This window comes from Granulosicoccus antarcticus IMCC3135, from assembly GCF_002215215.1.
Lineage (GTDB): Bacteria > Pseudomonadota > Gammaproteobacteria > Granulosicoccales > Granulosicoccaceae > Granulosicoccus > Granulosicoccus antarcticus.
Genome location: NZ_CP018632.1, coordinates 2639632 through 2663122, shown reverse-complemented (window position 1 = coordinate 2663122; position 23491 = coordinate 2639632). Strand labels below are relative to the sequence as shown.

The window sequence follows — 23491 nt, the reverse complement described above, 5'->3', positions numbered from 1 at the left end:
CTGCGCAAAGCGGGAGTAGCCGTTGATCACTGTCACAATCAATCAACCCAGCCTGTCGATAAGGCTGGGACTGATGATCAATACATGTGTTGACCGCCATTAACAGAAAGAGTTGAACCGGTAATGAAGCCCGCCTCATCAGCAACCAGGAACTCAACCGTACGCGCAATATCTTCAGCACGTCCCAGACGACCTACCGGGATTTTGGCAATGATTTTCTCCAGTACGGCAGGTGGCACTGCACGAACCATATCAGTGTCGACATAACCCGGAGCGATAGCATTGACGGTGATACCCTTCGAGGCGCCTTCTTGTGCCAGAGCCTTGGTAAAACCATGGATGCCAGATTTGGCAGCTGCATAATTCACCTGACCGTATTGACCAGCCTGACCATTGATGGAACCAATGTTAACGATGCGACCAAAACCTTTTTCACGCATTCCGTCAATGACACAACGACTGGTGTTGAAGCAGGATCCCAGGTTCGTATCAATAACTGCCTGCCAACTTTCCTGCTCCATGCGTTGCAGTGTTCCGTCACGCGTGATGCCGGCATTGTTGACCAGGATGTCAACTGATCCGCCCAGATCAGCTTCGATCTTCTTGATTCCTTCCTGACAGGCTGCGAAATCTGAAACGTCAAATTTGAAAACAGCAATGCCGGTTCTATCCGAAAATTCTTTGGCTCGCTCGTCATTTCCCGCATAGTTCGCAGCGACGCTGTAGCCTGCGTTCTTCAATCCAATTGAAATCGCTTCACCGATTCCGCGAGTACCACCAGTTACAATCGCAATCTTTGCCATGATCAATATATCTCCGTTTAGTTGTTAGTTGATGAGCAAACCACCCGTGTAATCATACGGGTGTCAGCATGTCAAATTAATCCCGCTCAACACACATGGCGATTCCCATACCGCCACCGATGCAAAGTGTAACAAGTCCCTTTTTAGCATCACGTCGCTGCATTTCGTGCAGCAAAGATATCAGTACACGTGCACCAGAGGCTCCAATCGGATGTCCCAGTGCAATGGCTCCACCGTTGACGTTCACTTTGTCGGTATCCCACTCCAGCTCTTTATTAACTGCACAGGCCTGTGCAGCGAATGCTTCGTTGGCTTCTATCAAGTCCAGATCACCGACTGACCAGCCAGCCTTCTCAAGCGCTGCACGACTGGCAGGAATAGGCCCTGAACCCATGACTGCAGGCTCAACACCGGCAGTGGCCCAGCTAACGATACGTGCAAGTGGCTTAGCACCACGTTTTTTCGCTTCATCGGAACTCATGAGTACCAATGCTGCAGCACCATCGTTGAGTCCTGATGCATTACCTGCCGTTACAGTGCCTTCCTTCGAGAACGCTGGACGCAGCTTTGCCAATGTTTCAGCAGTAGTTCCAGGCTTGATGTATTCGTCTGCATCAACCACCACGTCACCACGACGGTTCTTGACAGTAACGGGTACGATTTCGTCGACGAACTTGCCCGCTGCCTGAGCAGCTTCAGCTTTTTGCTGAGACTTGGCTGCGAAAGCGTCCTGCTCTTCACGAGTAATTTCCCATTTGGCTGCGACGTTCTCTGCAGTTGTTCCCATGTGGTAGCCGTGAAAAGCATCCCACAAACCATCTTTGATCATGGTGTCAATGAAACTCGCATCACCCATCTTCTGGCCAGTTCTCAATGACGCGCAGTGAGTCGACAGACTCATGCTTTCCTGTCCGCCAGCAACGACGATTTGACTGTCGCCCGCTTTGATAGCTTGAAAGCCCATGGCAACTGTACGCAGTCCGGAGCCACAAACCTGATTGACTGTAACTGCCGTGCTTGCCGCAGGAATTCCTGCTTTCATGGCAGATTGACGAGCTGGGTTCTGACCGGCACCTGCCGTGAGAACCTGTCCGAAAATCACTTCCGAGACATCGGCAGCATCAACCGCACTGCGCTTCAACGCTTCTGTGATGGCCGTGGCCCCAAGATCGACAGCCGATACGCTGGACAAGGTTCCAAGAAAAGAGCCGATAGGAGTCCTGGCTGCGCCAGTGATGACTATGTCATTCATAATACGGATTACCTCTGTGGAATTAGTGTTTCTTCTTTGGCGGAATCAGATCAGTGATAGTACCTTCAAACATTTCTGCTGCAAAGTTCACTGTTTCTGAAAGAGTGGGATGCGGGTGGATGGTTTGACCTAGATCAACAGCATCTGCCCCCATTTCGATTGCCAGCGCGACTTCGGCAATCAGATCTCCCGCATTCGGCCCAACGATTCCTGCCCCGATGACACGATCATCTACCGGGTCGAACAATAACTTGGTCAGACCTTCCGAACGACCCAGACTCAAGGACCTACCAGAGGCTGCCCAAGGGAATACACCCTTGCCCACCTTGATACCTTGTGCCTTGGCTTCGATCTCGGTCATTCCGACCCATGCAACTTCCGGATCTGTATAAGCAACAGATGGAATCACTCGCGCATCAAATACTCGCTTCATGCCAGAGCAGACTTCGGCAGCAACTTTGCCTTCATGCACCGCCTTGTGAGCCAGCATCGGCTGACCGACCACATCGCCGATAGCAAATATATGTGGCACGTTAGTGCGTTGCTGATTGTCTACGGCAATGAAGCCACGCTCATCCACGGCAACACCGGCATTCTCGAGACCAAGTGTTGAACCATTGGGACGCCGTCCGACAGCGACAAGTACACGGTCGAAAGTATCAACATGTTCACCATCAGGCCCTTCGAAGACGACATGCAGACCGTCATCTTCTGCGGTTACAGCCGTTACCTTGGTCTTGAGATAGATATTTTCATACCGACCCTTGATGCGATTATGCAAAGGCTTGACGATATCCTTGTCCGCACCGGGAATGATCTGATCCATCAGTTCGACCACCGTCACTTTGGATCCCAATGCATCATAGACCGCACCCATTTCAAGTCCGATAATGCCGCCGCCGAGAACGAGCAGGCGCTTGGGAATATCAGTCATCTCCAGAGCACCGGTAGAATCTATGACTCGTGGATCATCGTGCGGAATGAACGGCAACTTCACCGGTTCTGAGCCCGCAGCCACGATGCACTGATCAAAACTGATCGTTGTCTCCTTGCCATCGTTTGTCACACTCATGGTGTTAGGACCGGAAAACTTTCCGACACCCGTCACAACTTCAACCTTGCGCGCCTTGGCCAGCCCCTTGAGGCCTCCCGTGAGCTTGTTGACCACGCTGTCTTTCCAGCTGCGCAATCCGTCAATATCCACTTCAGGGCGTACAAAGGTGAAACCATGTTCACCCATCTCCTCATACTCGGTGATGACTTTCGCTGCATGCAACATCGCCTTGGATGGGATACAACCGACATTCAGGCACACCCCGCCGAGCGAATCATACTTCTCCACCAGCACAGCTCGCAGTCCCAGGTCTGCCGCACGAAAAGCGGCCGTGTAGCCTCCCGGTCCAGAACCGAGTACTAGCACCTCGGCATGAATGTCTCCCACATTGGGCGCTGTCGGCCGACTGGCTGGTGCTTGAGCAACAGGTGCGGCCGCAGCTTTCTCTGGTGGGGCCGCGGCTGCAGTAGCAGCTTCTGGTGCAGCCTCTCCGGCAGCCTCACCCGCAGCCTCAATGGCCAGAATGACGGTGCCTTCTGAACAAAGGTCCCCTTCCTTGACGTCGATGCGAGTTACCTTACCCGACACTGGAGAGGGAACTTCCAGGGTCGCCTTGTCGCTTTCAAGCTCGATCAAGGGATCTTCGGCACTAACCTCATCACCTACGGCAACGAGTACCGACACAACCGGCACGTCGCTGAAATCACCTATATCCGGAACTTTGATATCCATGATTGTCACCTCAATGCATCAGGCGACGAACGTCGCCCAGTAGATGTTTGAGAGTGGCAGCAAAACGCGCTGCCAATGCACCATCAACGGCTCGATGGTCATAGCTCAGAGACATAGGCAACATGTTGCGAGGTACGAACTGCTCTCCGTCCCAGACGGGTGCCATCTTCGACCGGGTCAAGCCCAGAATCGCAACTTCAGGTGCGTTGACAATAGGTGTGAAAGCCGTGCCGCCAATACCACCCAGTGATGAGATGGTAAACGTGGCCCCTTGCATGTCAGGAACCTTGAGTTTTCCTTCACGCGCCTGAGCCGACAAATCTGCCAGTTCCTTCGAAATTTCCACGATACCTTTTCGGTCCGCATCCTTGATGACAGGAACCATCAGCCCGTTTGGCGTATCCGCAGCAAATCCGATGTTGTAATAACCCTTCTTGATCAGCTTGTCGCCATCAGGGTGCAGAGATGAGTTGAACTCCCAGTGAGTCTTCAGGGCCGACACGCTTGCCTTGACAATAAAGCTCAGCAAAGTAACTCGATACCCTTCTGCCTTAGCCTGGGTATCCATTTCCTTGCGATACTTGTCCAGATCGGTTATGTCAGCTTCTTCCTGATGCGTGACATGTGGGATGTTCAACCACGAGCGATGCAAAGCTGGTCCCGATAGCTTCTTGATGCGTGACATTTCCACATCTTCGATCGGTCCGAACTTGGAAAAATCCACCGCAGGAATCGGAGGAATACCCGAACCCGAACTAACGGCTGCGGATGCCTTGTCCGCGCCGGCCCCTTTGGAAATTCCCTTGAACCACTCGGTGACATCTTCCCGAAGGATTCGGCCATTTCGACCGGTGCCCGTGATCTGCGAGAGATCAGCACCTAGTTGCCGAGCGAAAGAGCGAATGGATGGCGAAGCATGTGCCCGCTTGAATCCTTTCTCATCAACCGAGGCAACGCTTGACGAGTTGGCCAGAGTATTCGCCGGTGGAGCATTACCAATCGGTTCCTTGGCAACGGTCGGTGGCATAGGAGCTGCAGCAGGCTCTGCTGCAGCTGGCGCCTCGGCAGAAGCCTCTTCCGTATCCAGAACCATGACCAGAGTTCCCATTGAAACCAGGTCACCCTCACTTACACGAATCTCTTTGACAACACCCGATGAAGGGCTAGGCACCTCCATGGTGGCCTTGTCACTTTCCAGTTCGATCAGCGGGTCCTCAGCGGACACCGAGTCGCCCACTCCAACCAGAATGCTGATCACCGGTATGTCCGTAAAATCACCGATATCCGGAACGGTTACGTCAAGCGCTGACATGTTTTTCTCCTGAAAGTCTGGTATTTGGGCGATGATCAGGCTTGATCACGACAGCCTCGGATTGGATTTATTGCCGTCAATGTTGTATTTCGCCATAGCCGCTTCGAGATCGCTTCGACTAACAGCACCCTGCTTGTAAAGCTCAACCATAGCCGCTGCCGCGATATGGTAATCATCCACTTCGAAGAAACGTCGAAGGTTGACACGACTGTCTGATCGGCCAAATCCATCTGTTCCTAGAACGGTGAATGAGTGAGGAACAAATGCACGAATCTGCTCGGCATAGTTCTTCATATAGTCAGTTGCGGCAATGATCGGCCCGGTGGTGCTTGAAAGTGCCTCAGTGACATAAGGGACTCTCGGCGCCTCCAGAGGATTCAGGCGATTCCAGCGCTCAGCATCCTGTCCATCACGAGCCAACTCGTTCAGTGACGTCGCCGACCAGATGTCGGAGCTGACTCCAAAGTCTTCGCGTAGCATCTCGGCAGCCTTGATGACTTGCATCAGGATCGTGCCCGAGCCCATCAGATTGACGTGTCTTGCATTCGGCGTTTCTTCCGTCAGCTTGTACAGGCCTTTGATGATGCCTTCCTCTGACCCTTCTGGCATATCAGGATGTACGTAGTTTTCATTCATCAGTGTCAGGTAGAAGAAGATGTCCTCCTGATCCACAAACATGCGTTGCAAGCCATGATGAATGATGACAGCGACTTCATGACTGAAGGTCGGATCGTAGCTGATGCAGTTAGGAACCGTACTTGCCAGAATATGCGAATGACCATCTTCATGCTGCAAGCCTTCGCCATTAAGAGTTGTACGGCCAGCTGTACCACCGAGCATGAAACCTCTGGCTCGACTGTCACCGGCCGCCCAGGCCAAGTCACCAATGCGCTGAAAACCGAACATGGAGTAGTAGATATAAAACGGCACCATGGGCACGCCATGCACACTATAGGAGGTAGCCGCTGCAATCCAGTCAGCCATTCCGCCAGCTTCATTAATGCCTTCCTGAAGTATCTGACCGGTCTTGCTTTCCTTGTAGAACATCATCTGTTCAGCATCTTCAGGCGTGTAGTTCTGACCTTTGGGATTGTAGATACCGACGGAGCGAAACAGACCTTCCATACCGAAGGTGCGAGATTCATCTGGCACGATGGGCACGATCTGCTTGCCGATATTCTTGTCCCGCAACAACGTCGTAAGCACTCGAACGAACGCCATCGTTGTTGATATCTCTCGCTTACCGGAGCTTTTCAGCTGAGCCGCAAATGCGGAGAGTTCAGGGATTGCCAGCTTGGGAGCATCACGCCAGTTTCGCTTGGGAAACTCGCCGCCCAACTCTGTTCTACGCGAAGCAAGATAAGCTCGCTGCTCAGTATCCAGCGTCACAAACGGTGCCGTGTGCAGATTCTCGTCGGTGACTGGAATCTTGAAACGATCACGGAAGGCACGCAACTGGTCTTCCGCCATCTTTTTCTGCTGGTGAGTAATGTTCTGACCTTCACCGGCGTTACCCATGCCGTAACCCTTGACCGTCTTGATCAGCAAGCAGGTGGGTTGGTTCTTCGTTTCGCTCGCACTCTTGAAAGCCGTATAGACCTTCTCAGGATCATGTCCGCCTCGCTTCAGTGCGAAAATACGCTCGTCACTCCAGTCTTTGACCAGAGCTGCAGTCTCCGGATACTTGCCGAAGAAATGCTTGCGAACGTACGCTCCATCCTTGGCTTTGAAAGTCTGATAGTCACCATCAACGGTCTCATCCATCAAACGACGCAACATGCCACTGGTGTCCTGCTCCAACAGCTCATCCCAACCATGTCCCCATAACAACTTGATGACATTCCAGCCAGAGCCACGGAACTCGCCTTCCAGCTCCTGAACGATTTTTCCGTTCCCTCTGACAGGCCCGTCAAGTCTTTGCAAATTGCAATTGATGACGAAGATCAGATTGTCCAGGTCTTCGCGAGCGGCCAGAGATATGGCGCCCAGTGATTCCGGCTCATCCATCTCGCCATCACCCAGAAAGCACCAAACTTTCCGGTCAGCCATATCGATATGGCCACGGTTATGCATGTATTTCATGAAGCGCGCCTGATAGATGGCGCACAACGGACCAAGCCCCATCGATACAGTCGGGAACTGCCAGTAGTCAGGCATTAACCAGGGATGCGGGTACGAAGACAGGCCTGAACCATCCACTTCCGAGCGGAAGTTCAACAGTTGCTCTTCAGTAATTCGCCCTTCCATGAAGCTACGAGCATAAACACCGGGAATAACATGCCCCTGAAAGAACACCAGATCGCCACCGTGGGATTCGCTTTGCGAACGCCAGAAATGATTGAAACCAATGTCATACATGACTGCTGATGAGGCAAACGAGGCAATATGACCGCCGTATTCGGAACTCACCTTGTTGCGTCTGACCACTGTCGCCATGGCGTTCCAGCGGTTGATGGTTCTTATGCGCCATTCCATGTCGAGGTCACCCGGATAGGCTTCCTGCATGTCAGTGGGGATAGAGTTCTGGTAACTCGTGGTTGATGAGAATGGAAGATTTGTACCTTGCTCACGCGCTTCCTGAACTGTCTTATCTAACAGATAGTGCGCTCGTTGCGCTCCGTCGCGTTCAATGACGTCGGCTACTGCGTCTCGCCATTCAGCCGTTTCCACTGGGTCGATATCGTGAACCGGACCATTCATTCAAAGTACCTCTGTACAATTTTTATCATTGTGGCTCAGCCCTGCCAAGACACGCGAGTAAAACAACCAGCATCTCGCAGATGAATGCTGGATTCAAAACAGTCAGCAGTAAGAACCAGGCTGAATCGGCGGTGAGATTTCGACAAAACATGCAACGGCTCGAGTGATAAGCCCGAGTGCAATTTCGAAGGTTCAGTCTCTCTCAGCGATAACATCATTTAACTAGGCATCTAGTCTAACGGCCAACCCTTATGATGAACCATAACAGCACCGATTCATCATTGGTATCGAATCATTGCACCAGAAAATACTGCTTGCAATAGCCGCGTTTTTATCCTGCACCGCACAATCTTTTTTCGAACAAAGCAGAGCGACTTCAATATTTAGACACGTACGTAAAAGTGCTTTAATTCAAGGCTTGAATTCAACAAGCACAACCCTCTCAATAATGAAATACTCAATTCACGCGATCGAAATACCCTGACGTTTTTGCAACGCCACCGAAGTGATATTTCTAAAAAAACCTCACATTCGACTTCAACAGTCCGAACCACCAATGGTTACATTCGATTCAGTGCGATACGTGTAATGAAAAAATGCAGAATATTTCCAACACCAAGACACCTGATCACTACCTGCGACGCACCAGGAAGGCGCAACTGGCCCACACCCAGGCACCACTAACGTCGTATAGCAGACTCCAAAGAGACGAGTGCTTTCTCCCAGGCAGCGTCCACCGGAGCGGTGACATGAATGTGCTCAGCACCCCAGTCGAATGCCAGCTCTGATGAATGCAGATAAAGCCGATCAAGCCCGGACTGACGAAACCGGGTGTTACGGTTGTTATCACCATAGCGCTCATCTCCAACCACGGCATGACCCATGTGCTTTGCGTGCACGCGAATCTGATGAGTTCGTCCTGTGTCCAGTTCTACATCCATTAGCGTCGCCTGACTGAAGCGCTGACGCTCACGAAAATAGGTCAACGCATGCTGCCCGGTTGAATCCACAGTGACACGGCGCTCTCCCGCATGCTCAACGTTCTTCAACAGAGGTGCATCAACCAACTCCACGCCAGCAGGCCAGACCCCGTCAACCAGAGCCAGGTATCGCTTGGTGACTGTTCGTTGCCGAAACAGATTCTGCAGCTTCCTGTTGGCCTTCAAACTACGACCAATCAAAAGGCAACCACTGGTTGCCCTGTCGAGCCGATGAGCCAACTCCAGCTTTGGCTGATCCAACTGCTGCCGCAATGCATCGATAAATCCGAATGCCAGACCACTCCCGCCATGCACAGCAATTCCCGGCGGCTTGTTAACCACCAGAAAGTCGGGATGATCAAATATGACAGCGCGACCTGCAGCGCGGGCCAGCTTGTCAGGAACCTTGACCACCTCGCTGACTTGCAGCCTGATAGGTGGAATTCGTACCTTCTCCCCGGCGACCAGCTTGCGCGTCTGCTTGATACGCTTGCCATCAACCCTGACATCGCCCTTTCGTATCAACTGATACAAATGACTGCGCGGCACACCGCCGCAACGCTTGATGAGAAAGTTATCGATACGCTGTCCGTCTTCATCCTCCGTGACACTTTCATGCCTGGATTTTGACAATGGAAATTGCGCAGATGCGTCCGTTTGCTTATCTTCTGTCATTGATCTTGACCTGAATTGTGACAGAGTTTCACAATCGAATGTGATATTTGCATGATTATTGCTGACGTTAGTGACAAAGCAAGTGAGTTCCAGACAGCGAAATATGTTAGCTGGAACTGTCAAATTTTGGCCTGACGATTGCCGAACTCTTCAGGCACTGCTATATTAAAGAGTCGGTGTATGAATGGACTCCATTTAATCGACGATTCTGACAGTATCGTTCATACCACGGGTGGTTGCCAACTTGACGGGCTTTTGCCGCCAGCGCTGGCCGGGACTGAACAACGGTCTCTACCTCAACGTGGATGCCTCACTGGCCAGAGTAAACAAGACAGTCTTACTCGCTCGATCATCGGGGCCGGATGCCAGCCATGATCGCAGAATTGCGAATCGCACCAACCGGTGTGTTTCAACTACTAAATAACAATTACGGATTCCGCCTTCTCGGCCAATGAAATGCTGAGCGCATATATCAAGTCTTGCCTGACCCTCCTAATCTGGTTTCTAACCAGCGTGGTCGAGGCGTGCGCGCATTCCCCGGAAATTCCCGTCAAGGCAGGGTCCGCTATGGACCAAACCAATAATGAAAAGAATGTTGATCAACGCAACTCACTCAGAGGAGTTGCGTGTTGCCATCGTCGATGGTCAACGACTAGTCGATCTCGATATTGAGCACAAATCCCGCGAACAACGCAAATCAAATATCTATAAAGCCAAAATCACTCGCGTCGAGCCCAGCCTCGAAGCGGTCTTTGTAGACTATGGTGCTGATCGTCACGGCTTCCTGCCTTTCAAGGAAATTGCCAAAGAGTTCCTGAACGGTAGCAACAAGAAGACTGAAGGCGGACGCCCCAGCATTCGTGATTGCATCAAGGAAGGCCAAGAGATCGTTGTTCAGATCGAGAAGGAAGAGCGCAGCAATAAAGGCGCTGCCCTGACGACCTTCATCAGCCTGGCTGGCCGATTTCTCGTTTTGATGCCTAACAACCCCCGTGCTGGCGGTGTTTCACGTCGTATCGAAGGAGACGACCGCTCCGAGCTGAAGGCTGCCATGTCCGATGTGGAAGTCCCGGCCGGCATGGGTACTATCGTGCGTACTGCCGGTATCGGACGAACCACTGAAGAACTGCAATGGGATCTTGATTATCAGGCAGCCATCTGGAAAGCCATTCAAGAAGCTGCTGGTGAGAACAAAGCCCCCTTTCTGATCTATCAGGAAAGCAACATCATCGTGCGCGGTCTGCGTGACTATTTTCGCGGCGACATCGGTGAAATCATCGCTGACGAAGCGACCACTTATGAGCAGGCAGCAGAGTTCATTCGGTTGTACATGCCGCAGAACGAACGCAAGCTCAAGATGTACCAGGACGATGTCCCGTTGTTCAATCGCTACCAGGTTGAATCCCAGATCGAATCGGCATTTCGTCGTGAAGTTCGCCTGCCCTCCGGCGGTGCTCTTGTCATCGATCACACCGAAGCTCTGGTGTCCATCGACATCAACTCGGCACGAGCCACCAAGGGATCAGATATAGAAGAGACAGCGACCAACACCAACCTGGAAGCTGCCGATGAAGTCGCCCGTCAATTGCGACTGCGCGACCTGGGCGGCCTGGTTGTCATCGATTTCATCGACATGATGGACTCCAAGCACCAGCGCGCCGTGGAAAACCGCCTACGCGATGCTCTCAAGCAAGACCGTGCCCGTGTGCAAATAGGCCGAATTTCGAAGTTCGGGCTGTTGGAAATGTCCAGACAGCGTTTACGCCCGTCACTGGGAGAATCCTCCGAAAACGTCTGCCCTCGTTGCCAGGGCCACGGCACCATTCGTGGTATCGAATCAACCGCTCTGTCCATTCTGCGACTGGTGGAAGAAGATGCGATGAAGGACAATACGGGACGCGTCATGGCGGATGTTCCTGTAGAGGTCGCGACCTATTTGCTCAATGAGAAACGTCAGAGCATTACCGAGATCGAGGCTCGTAACAATGTCGTCCTGCTGATTGTTGCCAACCCGACTCTTGAAACTCCGAACTACACCATCGAACGTATCCGCATGTCTGAAGCGGACCACGACATGGTGACAAAGAAGAGCTACGAACTGGCATCTGACAACACCGAAACTTACTCCGCACAGCAAGAAGCGCGAGAAGAGAAAAAGCCGGAAACCGCAGCAGTTAGCGCGGTCAGCCCTCTGGCCCCAGCCCCCACCCCTGCCCGACTCCAACAACAAGCTGTCGTCCCTGGCCCCGTCCAGGGACCAGGCGGCTTCAGACGGATACTAGGTGCTGTCACTTCCCTGTTTGGAGCCAGCTCATCAAGCAATGAGTCGTCAGCTGATAGCACCACTGAACAGAACGCTTCAGGCTCGAAATCGGCCAATACGAATGCTCGCCGTAACGGTAATTCGGATGACGAATCGCGAGGCCAGAAACGCGGATCACGTTCCGGCAACCGCAATGGACGTGGACGTTCCAAGCAAGCTGACGGCGAAAACGGCGAAAACGGCGAAAACGGCGAAACAAGCAACGAGTCTCCTCGTGGCGGACGCAACAACCAGCGACGTGCCAAGAACGCAGAAGCCCCAGAAGGAGAGCGCAAGAATCCTCGTGGACGTGGTCGTGGCCGCAAGCAAGAGAACAGCGCCAATGCTGAGGAACTGCCTATCGCTGTTGACGGTGAAGGCGAAGCCACTGATGCGAACGCTGGCAAACCAGAAAACAACAAGCGATCAGCCAACGGACGACGCTCCAAACGAAAAGTCGAACAGACAACACCTGAAAATTCCGACACCGTTGTTATCGATGCGGAATCAGCACCAACAACGACGGCAGATGGGCCGGCCAACGAACAGCCTGCTAATTCGGAAGAAGGCGGTCGCACACGCGGACGACGTGGTGGACGACGTCGTGGTGGTCGAGGACGAGGAAAGACCAACGAGCGTGATGAAAATGGTGAAATCAAAGAATCAGCGGCAAACGATGCCGATGCAACAGTAGAACCATCTGCTAACGCCACTGGCGAGCATCAACAAGCTGACAACGCTGACGCAAAGGGCAATAACGCCGAAGCTGTCTCAATTGATGATGCTTCTGCTGCGATGTCGGAATCCACAGAAAAAGCTGAATCAGTCGGCGAAAAAGCTGCCATTACGACAGCAACCGCTGTTGTCGATGCTCCAAATGAGGTGATTGCCTCATCCGAAGAGCCTGCTAACGATACGTCTGCGGAAAGCACATCGGAAACATCGGAAACATCGGAAACATCTGACACTTCCGAGGCTTCGCCAACCGATAGGCAAAAGAGCTCTCGACAGAAAGGTCGCAGACGTTCTTCAAAAGCAGCTGCCAATGACACGGCAGAGGACGCTAGCGCAGCTGAAGTAGTTGAGACTGCTCCAGCTGAACCTGCTGCGATTGAATCTGCGGAAGAACCTGCTCTCGTTGAATCCGTTGAAGCTCAACCTGCTGCGGTCGTATCTGCGGAAGAGCCTGCTCCCGTTGAATCCGCTGAAGCTCAACCTGCTACGGTCGAACCTGTAGAAGAGCCTGCTGCAACTGAATCCGCTGAAGCTAAACCGGCTGCGCTCGAACCTGTAGAAGAGCCTGCTCCAGTTGAATCCGCTGAAGCTCAAGCTGCTGCGGTTGAACCTGCAGAAGAGCCTGCTCCAGTTGAATCCGCTGAAGCTCAGGCTGCTGCGGTCGAACCTGCAGAAGTACCAGCTCCAGTTGAAACTGCTGAAGCCAAGCCTGCTGTGATCGAATCTGCAGAAGAGCCTGCTGCGGTTGAACCTGCAGAGGCTACAGAAGCTGAGCCTGCAGCGATTTCCGAGCTTGATTCAGAAGACCCTTCGGACGACAGCGACGACACTGGCAAACCGAAACGCCGCGGTGGCGGACGACGTCGTGAACGAGTCAACAGCAAGAAAGCGGCAGCTGCAAAAAGCCCTACCCCTGCAGAAACAGCTGACTCCAACGACACAACGACTACTGCGGAAGAAAGTACAAAGCCTGAAAAGCATCAACCAGAGCCGGCCGATATCAGCCCTGTTGAGACGAGCGCTTCAGAAGCAACGACACACGTTGTAACCGAAGAAAGCAAAGTGTCACAGCGCCAACCCAGCCAGCTGAAAAGCTCTGTACGATCCCTGGCCAACAAGGATGAGTCTGGCTCAGGTGGTGGCTTGTCGCTAGCGTCCAAGAGGGTGCCTGATGTCATTCCTGCAAGCCTTGGCAGCAAGGCAGTAGAGGTTGGTAACTCTGAGGCAGCCACGAAGGCGGCGGTCAATGACAATACGTCACAGAGTTCGGATGAAGCCATAGAAAGCAATGTCAAACCTACGACTGAGAAGCTCAACGACTAATCAGTCAAAAGTCAGTATCTGCCAATAAAAAACCCGGCCTTGAGCCGGGTTTTTTATTCTTAAGTGTTAGAGCCTTGGTTCTGCTCTTCCATCATTGACCAGCAAGAAGGCTTATTCTTTGGCCAGCTCTTTGGCCTTGCCTGAAGGGTTTGTGAATTGGTCGTTCAAGGATTCGACGAATTCTGACGCATGTTCAACCACTTCATCAATCGTCTTCTGCGAACGACTACCCCAGCCAACAGGATCCTTGCTGAATACTGATCTGAAATAGCGGGTATTGAACCTGAATGCCTTGGCATAAGGCTCATCATCAGTATTCTTCAGGCGAGCCGCCATGAATTCCGCTACAAGTTTTCGGATGAAAAAGTGCACCACCAGCACTACCAGCAACAGCCCCAGCAACGTGGTCAGCATCGATACAGGATCGGCGAACAGGCTCAGAACAAACCCCATCAGCGAGCCCATAGCACCGGTCATTAACGCGCCGCCTATGATCGCTACGGCAGCCAGAGCAAACGCCAGAGCATCCAGTCGCAATACGCGGCGTGACCAGGTGCGCTTCAAGCGAGTAATTGCCGGAATTGCCTGTTCACGAATATTGTGAGCCTGCTTTTCCATGGCTCCGACAATCCGGTAAGCCCGCTCCACCTCAACCTGGTGTATTCGCTCTTCGATTTCAGCCATGTCCGAATCGCGCTTGTCTTCGAATCGCTTACGCAGTGATTCGTTATCGATGGGCAGTGACACGTCCTTGTTGTAGATGGTGTAAAAGCGACCAGCAGTCAGGCCTTTTTGCGACAAGGCACGTTGCCAGGCACCGACAATTTCTTCGGTATTGTCTTCTCTGGCGGCCGTGTCTATCTGGTTGAGAATAAAAAGGAATTTGCTACTGTCATTGCGCAAGATAGTGTTTTCAACCAGATGAGTCAGTGTGTCCTGCATTGCACCAGGCTCTGGATGACGCGCATCAAAGAAGACCAGCACCAGATCTGATATATCCATGATGTGGTTGGTCAGCTTCAGTGTGGATGTTCGCTGCGCATCGGCATCAAACCCCGGAGAATCGATCAGTATCTTGCCTCGCAATACTTCCGAATTGGTTACTTTCAATTGCAGATAAGCGTCGATTCTTCGACCCTCACCCTCTGTAACCTTTTCAATTTCATCACTTATTTTGTAAAAAGGAAAGCGCATATCAGCGTCCAGAGCAAGCCCTGGCAACACGCGTCCGGCATTTTCTTCGCCGTAGCACATCACGGTAAACTTGTCGTCTACCGCCTGGTTCCCTGTTTTTTGTAGTTTTTCACCAAGATAACTATTGATGAATGAGGATTTTCCGGCCGAGAACACTCCCAGAACGGAAACTAGCGGCCACCAGGATATTTGCATGGCGTAAGAGTCGTCAGAATCGATCAGACCAGTCTTGTAGCCGATTGTATCGAGCTTGCGAAAACCAGCGATGGCATCAATCAGCACCGGGTTTTCACGCTCAAGATGGGTTTTCAGACTGTCGAAACGTTTGACAATTGATTTGTCGGGTCGGACCATCAGGTATCAGGGCTCTGGAGTAGGAAAAAGGAAATTAAAAGAATATGGACGATATCAATCTGTTCAACGGATCATCTAAGCTGTAGATCACACAACAAATCCACCGCCGCAAGTATTCGTACCGTTCTATCACGGAATTCTATCAGCCGTGACCACTTACCCGGTGATTAGCCTATGGTTATACAGGTTGATTACCCACACGTTCAAAATGGAGAGAGACTGTCATGTGGTTCATTACATTAATCGTACTGGCGCTTGCCGCCGCCCTGATCATCAAGGCTGTCAAGGCACAATCGGAAAGAAAACTAGCCGACGAAGCGCAGCTTTCCCAGACCTCTGGTCTGCAAGGGCAACTCAATCGAGACACTTCATCACAAACAAAAACACCTGATCAGACATCGGCAGACAACAACTCTGGAGGCGACAAAACAGTCCCGACCGAGGCTGGTTCTGAGAAGACACCCGAGCAAACAGCACAATCAACTGTTTCGGCTGACGCCCAACAGGCTGAATCACGAGAAATTCGGGAAATGATAAAAATTCTTAACCTGACTGAAGCGGACGCCTCTCGCCTGGGTATCAATGCTGAGCAGTTTTCCGCACTCCGGAGTGAGACCAGCACCACTACCTCAGCGCTGCCTACCGCCAAGGTACAGACAGACGTAGCCGATCGCCTGCGTCGTATGCTGGCCTGACACCTATGAGTAGTCTTGTTGATTCACGAAACGTTCATTCCATCAAACGGGACTTAGCAGGTGTCGGCATCTTTGTAGCCGTCATCTGGCTCGTTTTTCTCCTCGATATTTTTCTGCCTCTTGAAAAACTCGGGCTGGTTCCAAGGACTCTGCATGGGTTGACCGGCATCGTTGCCATGCCTTTTCTGCACGGCGACTTCGCACACCTGCTGGGTAATTCAATCCCGCTGACAGTCACCATGCTGCTATTGGCTGGCTCACGAGCCAATAGCGGTGTGATTGTCATATTGATCGCGCTGCTGTGCGGTACAGGCCTATGGTTGTTCGGAAGAACCGCGTTGCATATCGGTGCAAGTGGCGTAGTCTTCGGCCTGATTACCTTTCACGTATTTGCAGGTATTTTTGAAAAACGATTGAAATCAGTACTTATCTCGGTCGGTGTCGGGTTCCTGTACGCCTCCACGCTGATGAAGGGTGTCGTACCCTTCCAGCACGGCGTCTCCTGGGAAGGTCACTTGATAGGAGCGATTGCCGGTGCTCTGGTAGCACTGTTAGTCTCCCGGACACTCAAAGCCCCTTCAGCCTCCTCCTCTCTTGCCAGGTAGGTAGGCCGCGATACCTGATTACATTCAGCCCCTCTGCGGTGAATCACGCCATCAAGCACGAACGCCTTGCCAGAACTTGACGGTAAGAGGGTCTCCCATCAACGACTCCACAGGACCTGGAACCAGTCCCGCCTGCACCATGCATTGATTGATTTCCCGATCAGTGAAACCCAGTCGCTGATGCTTGTGCTCAGCCCTGAGGCGCTCTTCCTGATGGGCGTCAAAATCGACAATGAACAGTCGTCCGCCAGTAGTCAGAGTGCGGGCGGCTTCTGTAATGACGAGTGCCGGCTCCAGACTGTAGTGCAAGACCAGGTGCAAGGTAGCCACGTCGATTGACTCATTATCAATAGGCATGTTGTACATATCACCCTTGCGTACCTGAAGGTGCCTGAACTCGTCTCGTTCAAGCTGCGTACGTGCTATCGCAAGCATCTCGCTACTCAGATCAAGTCCAATGCCTCGCTCAACCTGTGCGGCAAATAGCTCCAACACACGCCCGGTGCCGGTACCGATGTCCAGAAAGCTGCCAATGCTGCCTGTACCCACCAGCTGTAGCAGTCTCTGCTCCACATCGGCTTCTGGCACATGCAAGGCGCGGATCTTGTTCCACTGGCCGGCATTTTCCTGGAAGTAGTTTTCTGCGATTTCCGCCCGTTTGTGCCTGATTTGATCAAGCCGACCGAGATCGCGAGTCAACTCGGTATCATCGTCGGGCAACAACTCCACCAACGTACGAGCCAAGTGCGCAGAATCACCGCTTTCTGAAATTCGATAGAACACCAGAGAGCCTTCCCTGAATCGGGTTAGCAACCCGGCTTCGACCAGGAGTTTCAGATGACGCGATACACGAGGTTGGCTCTGACTTAAAATCTGAGTCAGCTCGGTTACGCTGAGTTCACCATGCGCACACAAGGCCAGCAACCGCAAGCGCGTGGGTTCACCTGCAGCCCTGAGGCCGGCGAGTAATACTTCCATACACGTATAAACATATGTGGATACCAGACACCAGTATGCACTAGAGCATGGTTTGCAGGTGAACTACGCCCTAAACTAGCGTCGTAGAAAACGAATGGCTGCTGGCAAGGTAAGCAGAAAAGCGACTCCGAAAGCCAGGACACTTTGCGAAAGCGTCAGCAACGATATGCCTCGAATTGCATTAGAAAGGCCATCTGCAATAATCAAAACCAGCAAAACAAAGGCAGGCAGGTACATGCCCCACCCCGGGCGCGGCTCAGATTGATCGTCATCGGATTCTTCTTCCATGATTATCGGCTCAGCTCTGATAACAGGCTTGGGCATGTTGTCAATGACAAGCTTTCGCGCCACGCGCAACGAACCGAGATCCGGGAATGACTTGCTGGATAGCTGATGCAGCGTGCTATTCGGCCATACGCGATAGAACTGGATCTGCTCATCTTCCGTACTTCCACGAACATCAACTCGAATGACAAAGCCCTGAATCGCCTTGCCTCCCAACCGTGAAGCGTAAGCGCCAGTCTCTGTGGACATCTCTCGCAGGGCATCACCATCGATGGCATCAACAACGTCGATTATGGCGAGCAGTTCGGCAGTATCGGGGTCAACAATGACAAACGAGGGCCTCCGCATATCTGTCCCCACTTTCGCCGCGGCTCCAAGCAAGTCCAGATCGAAAATGATCGCGGCTCTCGGGAAGTCCGATTGCAGTAGAAAACTATAGATAAGGTCGTCCAAGTGCATTCCGCCCGAGAATTGTTGTCCATTGCAAAGCAGAGTACTAAGTCATCTCTGCTGCGTCAATATTTTGTCATGAAACATCGAGTAACATACGTTGTATTGACTCTGGCTGAATGGTAACAAGGTCTTACTTTCATGCTGCGGCATTTTTCCCGGAAACAGACATATATCCCGAAAAACATTCCTGGATTATTGAAGTATGAAACAACTTGAATCCAATTAAAAACAGGCTTGTACAATGGGTCTTGCCATGCCACTTGTTCGACACAGCGCCCCCGCTATTCGCTAGAATGCTTCGCCGACAATGATTCTCTGTCAGATTTGAAGCTGATGTTACTGAGCCTCTTTGTAACTTTGTTGATCGGATGCTGATTTGGCAGGAACCCGTAAGTCCCTCCCCCACACAGTCGAGGCAACTGTCGCACATTGTAAATTTCGGCGTTCTACACACCGCGCAGAGCTTGACGATGGTTAGATAGATCGCAGTAACGTTATTTCATATGTCTGATGGGAACGGGTTGAAACAGGCACAATATGTAATAGCGGAATGTTTATTCAAGAGATGAGCAGATAAAACCGAGCAACACCCCATGGCCAACTCGAACAATTCGGATTCGCCCCCTGAAAAAGGGTCGAATCCGTCAACCGAAGTAAAAACTTCAGCAACTAGTTCGACCGTTGCTGCATCAAACACCACGCAAGCTGTCGGCAATTTCGGTGGCTCAGGTGGCAATTCTGGAAATAATGGAGATCAGTCCCCGATGTGGAAAAAAGTACTCCCGATAGCAGCTTTGTTAGTTATAGGCTGGATCGTAATCAATCTGTTCGGCGGCAAAGAAGCCGATGAAGCAGTCACCGCAGAGGCACCTGCTACGGCAACCGAGGCGGTCGAAAAGACTGAATCAGATGCTGACACAGTCGCAAGCGACAGTGACTCTTTAACAGCATCTGCTGTCGAAGTTGCGGATAATGCAACTGACGCTGTAGTCGAAACGGCTTCCGATGCGAAGGATGCGGTTGTCGAAACAGCCGAGAAAGCTGGCGCCGTTATCGGTGATGCGGTTGACGCGGTTACCGAAACAGCTGGAGAAGTAACTGAGACAGTTACTGAAAAAGCTGGGGAAGCGACTGATGCTGTAGCACTGATGGCTACTGATGCAACCAGCGCAGTAACTGAAACAGCTTCCGATGCAGTTGAAGCGGTTACTGGTGCTGCTGCTGACGCCACGGATGCAGTGACTGGCTCTGCTGAAGAAGCGACCGACGCGGTTGTTGAAACTACTGAAGAGGCTACTGACGCTGTTGCCGAGACTACTGAAGAAGCCACTGATGCCGTAACTGATACTGCTGAAGAAGCTACCGACGCTGTTGCAGAAACTACTGAAGACGCTACTGACGCTGTAACTGACACTGCTGAAGAAGCTACCGACGCTGTTGCAGAAACAACTGAAGAAGCCACTGACGCTGTAACTGACACTGCTGAAGAAGCTACCGACGCTGTTGCAGAAACAACTGAAGAAGCCACTGACGCTGTTGCAGAAACAACTGAAGAAGCCACTGACGCTGTAACTGATACTGCAGACGAAGCGACTGACGCTGCTGCTGAAACTACTGAAGAAGCCACTGACGTTGTTGCCGACACTGCAGACGAAGCGACTGACGCTGTTGCCGAGACTACTGAAGAAGCCACTGATGCAGTAACTGATACTGCAGACGAAGCGACTGACGCTGCTGCTGAAACTGCAGACGAAGCTACCGACGCTGTTGCAGAAACAACTGAAGAAGCCACTGATGCTGTTGCCGATACTGCAGACGAAGCGACTGACGCTGTTGCAGAAACTACTGAAGAAGCTACTGACGCAGTAACTGATACTGCAGACGAAGCTACCGACGCTGTTGCAGAAACAACTGAAGAAGCCACTGACGTTGTTGCCGATACTGCAGACGAATCGACTGACGCTGTTGCCGAGACTACTGAAGAAGCCACTGACGTTGTTGCCGATACTGCAGACGAAGCGACTGACGCTGTTGCCGAGACTACTGAAGAAGCCACTGACGTTGTTGCCGATACTGCAGACGAAGCGACTGACGCTGTTGCCGAGACTACTGAAGAAGCCACTGACGCTGTTGCAGAAACTACTGAAGAAGCCACTGATGCAGTAACTGATACTGCTGAAGAAGCGACTGACGCTGCTGCTGAAACTGCAGACGAAGCTACCGACGCTGTTGCAGAAACAACTGAAGAAGCCACTGACGCTGTAACTGATACTGCAGACGAAGCGACTGACGCTGCTGCTGAAACTACTGAAGAAGCCACTGATGCAGTAACTGATACTGCTGAAGAAGCGACTGACGCTGTTGCCGAGACTACTGAAGAAGCCACTGACGCTGCTGCTGAAACTACTGAAGAAGCCACTGATGCAGTAACTGATACTGCTGAAGAAGCGACTGACGCTGCTGCTGAAACTGCAGACGAAGCTACCGACGCTGTTGCAGAAACAACTGAAGAAGCCACTGATGCTGTTGCTGAAACTGCAGACGAAGCGACTGAAGATGCAACTGATGCAACTGATGCAACTTCCACGATAACTGGAATTGCTGCAGGCGTTGCTGGAACTGTATCTGACGCTGTCGGCAGTGCAACTGATGCTGTCGCTGAGACAGCTGCTGATGCAACTGAAGCAGTAAAAGAAATGGCATCTGATGCGGTCGACGCAGTAACCGGTACTACTGAAGAAGCGACTGACGCTGTTGCCGAAACTACTGAAGAAGCCACTGATGCAGTAACTGATACTGCTGAAGAAGCTACCGACGCTGTTGCAGAAACTACTGAAGAAGCTACTGATGCAGTAACTGATACTGCTGAAGAAGCGACTGACGCTGTTGTTGAAACTGCAGACGAAGCGACTGATGCAGTAACTGAAACTACTGAAGAAGCCACTGACGCTGTTGCAGAAACTACTGAAGAAGCGACTGACGCGGCAACTGCCGAAACTGAAGCTGCTCCTGCCATAATGACCACAGCTGAAAGAGGCTCATTCAGCCTGGCGGGAATCAGCCGAAAATTGGGCGGCGTATTTGGTACAACGACTACCGTTCTGGACGGAGTTGATGACGAAGCTTCTGCCCAAATGGCACTTCCTCGTCTGGAACGCGCCAGTGCATCTTTGTCAGAAGTAGCGGCCTCTTACAACGATGTACCAGAAGCTGCGAAAAGCACCTTGAACAAGGTCCTCACCAACGGTATTGCTCGACTCAAGCCTTTGGCTGAAACCAAGCTCAACAAAGAAGGTGTTGGCGCGGTTCTTACTCCTGTCGTTGCCCCCATGCTGGAAACTCTGGAAAGCCTGGTCAAGTAGTATTTAGCTACTGGTTACTGACTGCCTTCTCTATATAGTTTCGAGAAGGCAGCAGACTCAGAAACAACAAAGGCGCCTCATGGGCGCCTTTGTTGTATTCAGAAGACTGAAAACTTTCGGGATTTTCTACTCCCGACAGTCACACAAACTATTTAGTTGACCGCATGTCGGCCCAGAGCATTGTCGATGGCTGTGATGACTTCATCGATATCACTCTCATTGCAAATCAGCGCAGGGCTTAGGCAGATTGTATTGTTGAAGCCAGTAAGACTACGGTTGGTTCGTCCTATGACGACGCCCTGCTCCATGCAATCGCCGCTGATGGCCATCAGCAACTGCTCATCTGCCGGTTCTTTCGTCTGGCGATCCTTGACCAGTTCCATTCCGCAGAAAAGCCCCTTGCCTCTTACATCACCGATTACCTTGTACTTGTTCTGCAAACCACGCATTTTCTCCATCAGATACTCGCCCATACGCGTCGTATTCTCCAGCAAGTTTTCATCTTCAATGATGCGCATGGTTTCAAGTGCAGCAGCAGGGCCCGCAGCACAACCACCGAAAGTACTGATGTCACGAAAATAACTCATCGTGTCATCACTGTCCTTGAACTGATTGAAAACGTCTTCAGTTGTGACCGTACAGGCGATTGCCGCATAACCACTCGCAACACCTTTGGCCATTGTGACGATATCCGGCTTGATACCGTAGTGCTGGTATCCAAACCACTTGCCGGTTCGCCCTAAACCGCAAACGACTTCGTCAATATGTAGCAAAACGCCGTACTTGGTGCAGATCTCCTGAACCGTCTCCCAGTAGCCTTCAGGTGGCGTGATGACTCCTCCGCCCGCGGTTACCGGCTCCAGCACGATCGAACCTACCGTATCCGGATCTTCTCGCTGAATGATCGTTTCGATCTCGCGAGCAATCTTGACACCATAATCAGACGAGTCAGGAAACTGGCTTCTGTATTCACAGCAATGCGGCACTTCGACGAAACCCGGAGTAAACGGACCATACTGGTCTTTACGCTCATTCTGGCCACAGGAAGATAATGCTGTAATGGTTGTGCCGTGATAATCGCGGTCACGATAGAGAATCTTGTGCTTTTTGCCGTCATGCTTCATCGCGGCAATCTGGCGAACAATCTTGTAACCCTTCTCGTTGGCTTCGGAACCAGAATTGGAATAGTACACGCGGCTCATGCCAGGCATCTTGGAAATGAGTTTTTCGGCGTATTTGATGCCGGGAACATTCCCTGCGGAACCAGCGAAATAGCACATTTCAACCAACTGATCTCGCACAGCGTTGGCGATGCTCTCTCTTCCATAGCCAACATTAACGGTCCATACAGCTCCGGAAACAGCATCAAGATATTCCTTGCCATGCTGATCCTGGATACGCATGCCATTGCCTTTGACAATGACCATCGGGTCTTTGGTTTCCAGCGCCTTGTGCTGTGTCAGGTGATGCCAGATATGGGCTCGATCCATCTCCACCAGCTCGGCCATGTTAACGTCTTCAGTCGGTTTATTCATTGAGTTGATTCCTGTGGAAGCCTGTGGCTCTTATTTCGTGTTGTTTGTTTGACTGATAAACTCGTGGCAAGCAAATCAAATTGGGCTAAGCACCGCGTTGATCACCACCAATAGGCATTAAAGTCTAAAACTAATCGGTTTGACGACTGACTATGGAATAAC

Annotated in this window: 14 protein-coding genes; 4 read left to right on the top strand and 10 right to left on the bottom strand. The window is 51.8% G+C overall.

What is annotated here, in order from left to right:
- Positions 1–77: 77 nt before the first annotated feature.
- The 6 genes from phbB to IMCC3135_RS11565 all read right to left on the bottom strand — a co-directional run bounded on the left by phbB (position 78) and on the right by IMCC3135_RS11565 (position 9508).
- The gene (gene phbB / locus IMCC3135_RS11590; protein WP_088917752.1) at positions 78–803 is read right to left on the bottom strand and encodes an acetoacetyl-CoA reductase; all 726 of its coding nucleotides are present in this window, start codon (positions 801–803) and stop codon (positions 78–80) included.
- Positions 804–879: 76 nt separating this feature from the next.
- Positions 880–2055: an acetyl-CoA C-acetyltransferase gene (locus tag IMCC3135_RS11585; protein WP_088917751.1), complete on the bottom strand. Its 1176-nt coding sequence runs from the start codon at positions 2053–2055 to the stop codon at positions 880–882.
- Between the two features lie 22 nt (positions 2056–2077).
- Positions 2078–3841, bottom strand: a complete 1764-nt coding sequence (gene lpdA / locus IMCC3135_RS11580; RefSeq protein WP_205738007.1) for a dihydrolipoyl dehydrogenase — start codon at positions 3839–3841, stop codon at positions 2078–2080.
- Positions 3842–3851: 10 nt separating this feature from the next.
- Positions 3852–5153: a dihydrolipoyllysine-residue acetyltransferase gene (aceF, locus tag IMCC3135_RS11575; RefSeq protein ID WP_088917749.1), complete on the bottom strand. Its 1302-nt coding sequence runs from the start codon at positions 5151–5153 to the stop codon at positions 3852–3854.
- A gap of 45 nt (positions 5154–5198) precedes the next feature.
- Positions 5199–7853, bottom strand: a complete 2655-nt coding sequence (aceE, locus tag IMCC3135_RS11570) for a pyruvate dehydrogenase (acetyl-transferring), homodimeric type (RefSeq protein WP_088917748.1) — start codon at positions 7851–7853, stop codon at positions 5199–5201.
- Positions 7854–8533: 680 nt separating this feature from the next.
- Positions 8534–9508 (bottom strand): RluA family pseudouridine synthase, encoded by a 975-nt coding sequence (locus IMCC3135_RS11565; protein WP_088917747.1) that lies wholly within the window; start codon positions 9506–9508, stop codon positions 8534–8536.
- 583 nt (positions 9509–10091) lie between these two features.
- On the opposite strand from IMCC3135_RS11565, the gene rne reads away from it, so the two are divergent.
- Complete coding sequence (gene rne, locus IMCC3135_RS11560; RefSeq protein ID WP_088917746.1) at positions 10092–13868, top strand: ribonuclease E; 3777 nt, start codon at positions 10092–10094, stop codon at positions 13866–13868.
- 111 nt (positions 13869–13979) lie between these two features.
- On the opposite strand, the gene IMCC3135_RS11555 is transcribed toward rne, so the two are convergent.
- On the bottom strand, positions 13980–15416 hold the full coding sequence (locus IMCC3135_RS11555) for a dynamin family protein (RefSeq protein ID WP_088917745.1): 1437 nt from the start codon (positions 15414–15416) through the stop codon (positions 13980–13982).
- A gap of 224 nt (positions 15417–15640) precedes the next feature.
- On the opposite strand from IMCC3135_RS11555, the gene IMCC3135_RS11550 reads away from it, so the two are divergent.
- Entirely contained in the window at positions 15641–16111 is a 471-nt protein-coding gene (locus IMCC3135_RS11550) for a hypothetical protein (protein ID WP_088917744.1), read from the top strand.
- Positions 16112–16116: 5 nt separating this feature from the next.
- Positions 16117–16716, top strand: a complete 600-nt coding sequence (locus IMCC3135_RS11545; RefSeq protein ID WP_088917743.1) for a rhomboid family intramembrane serine protease — start codon at positions 16117–16119, stop codon at positions 16714–16716.
- 51 nt (positions 16717–16767) lie between these two features.
- Here the strand turns inward: IMCC3135_RS11545 and IMCC3135_RS11540 are convergent, their stop codons facing one another.
- The gene (locus tag IMCC3135_RS11540; protein ID WP_088917742.1) at positions 16768–17694 is read right to left on the bottom strand and encodes an ArsR/SmtB family transcription factor; all 927 of its coding nucleotides are present in this window, start codon (positions 17692–17694) and stop codon (positions 16768–16770) included.
- Positions 17695–17769: 75 nt separating this feature from the next.
- Complete coding sequence (locus IMCC3135_RS11535) at positions 17770–18432, bottom strand: hypothetical protein (protein ID WP_157735927.1); 663 nt, start codon at positions 18430–18432, stop codon at positions 17770–17772.
- A 764-nt stretch (positions 18433–19196) separates the two neighbouring features.
- Between IMCC3135_RS11535 and IMCC3135_RS11530 the strand changes: the two genes are divergently transcribed.
- Positions 19197–21794, top strand: coding sequence for an apolipoprotein A-IV repeat region-like domain-containing protein (locus tag IMCC3135_RS11530; RefSeq protein WP_169727448.1), 2598 nt, complete (start codon positions 19197–19199; stop codon positions 21792–21794).
- A gap of 152 nt (positions 21795–21946) precedes the next feature.
- On the opposite strand, the gene IMCC3135_RS11525 is transcribed toward IMCC3135_RS11530, so the two are convergent.
- Positions 21947–23329: an aminotransferase family protein gene (locus tag IMCC3135_RS11525; protein ID WP_088917739.1), complete on the bottom strand. Its 1383-nt coding sequence runs from the start codon at positions 23327–23329 to the stop codon at positions 21947–21949.
- Positions 23330–23491: the final 162 nt, after the last annotated feature.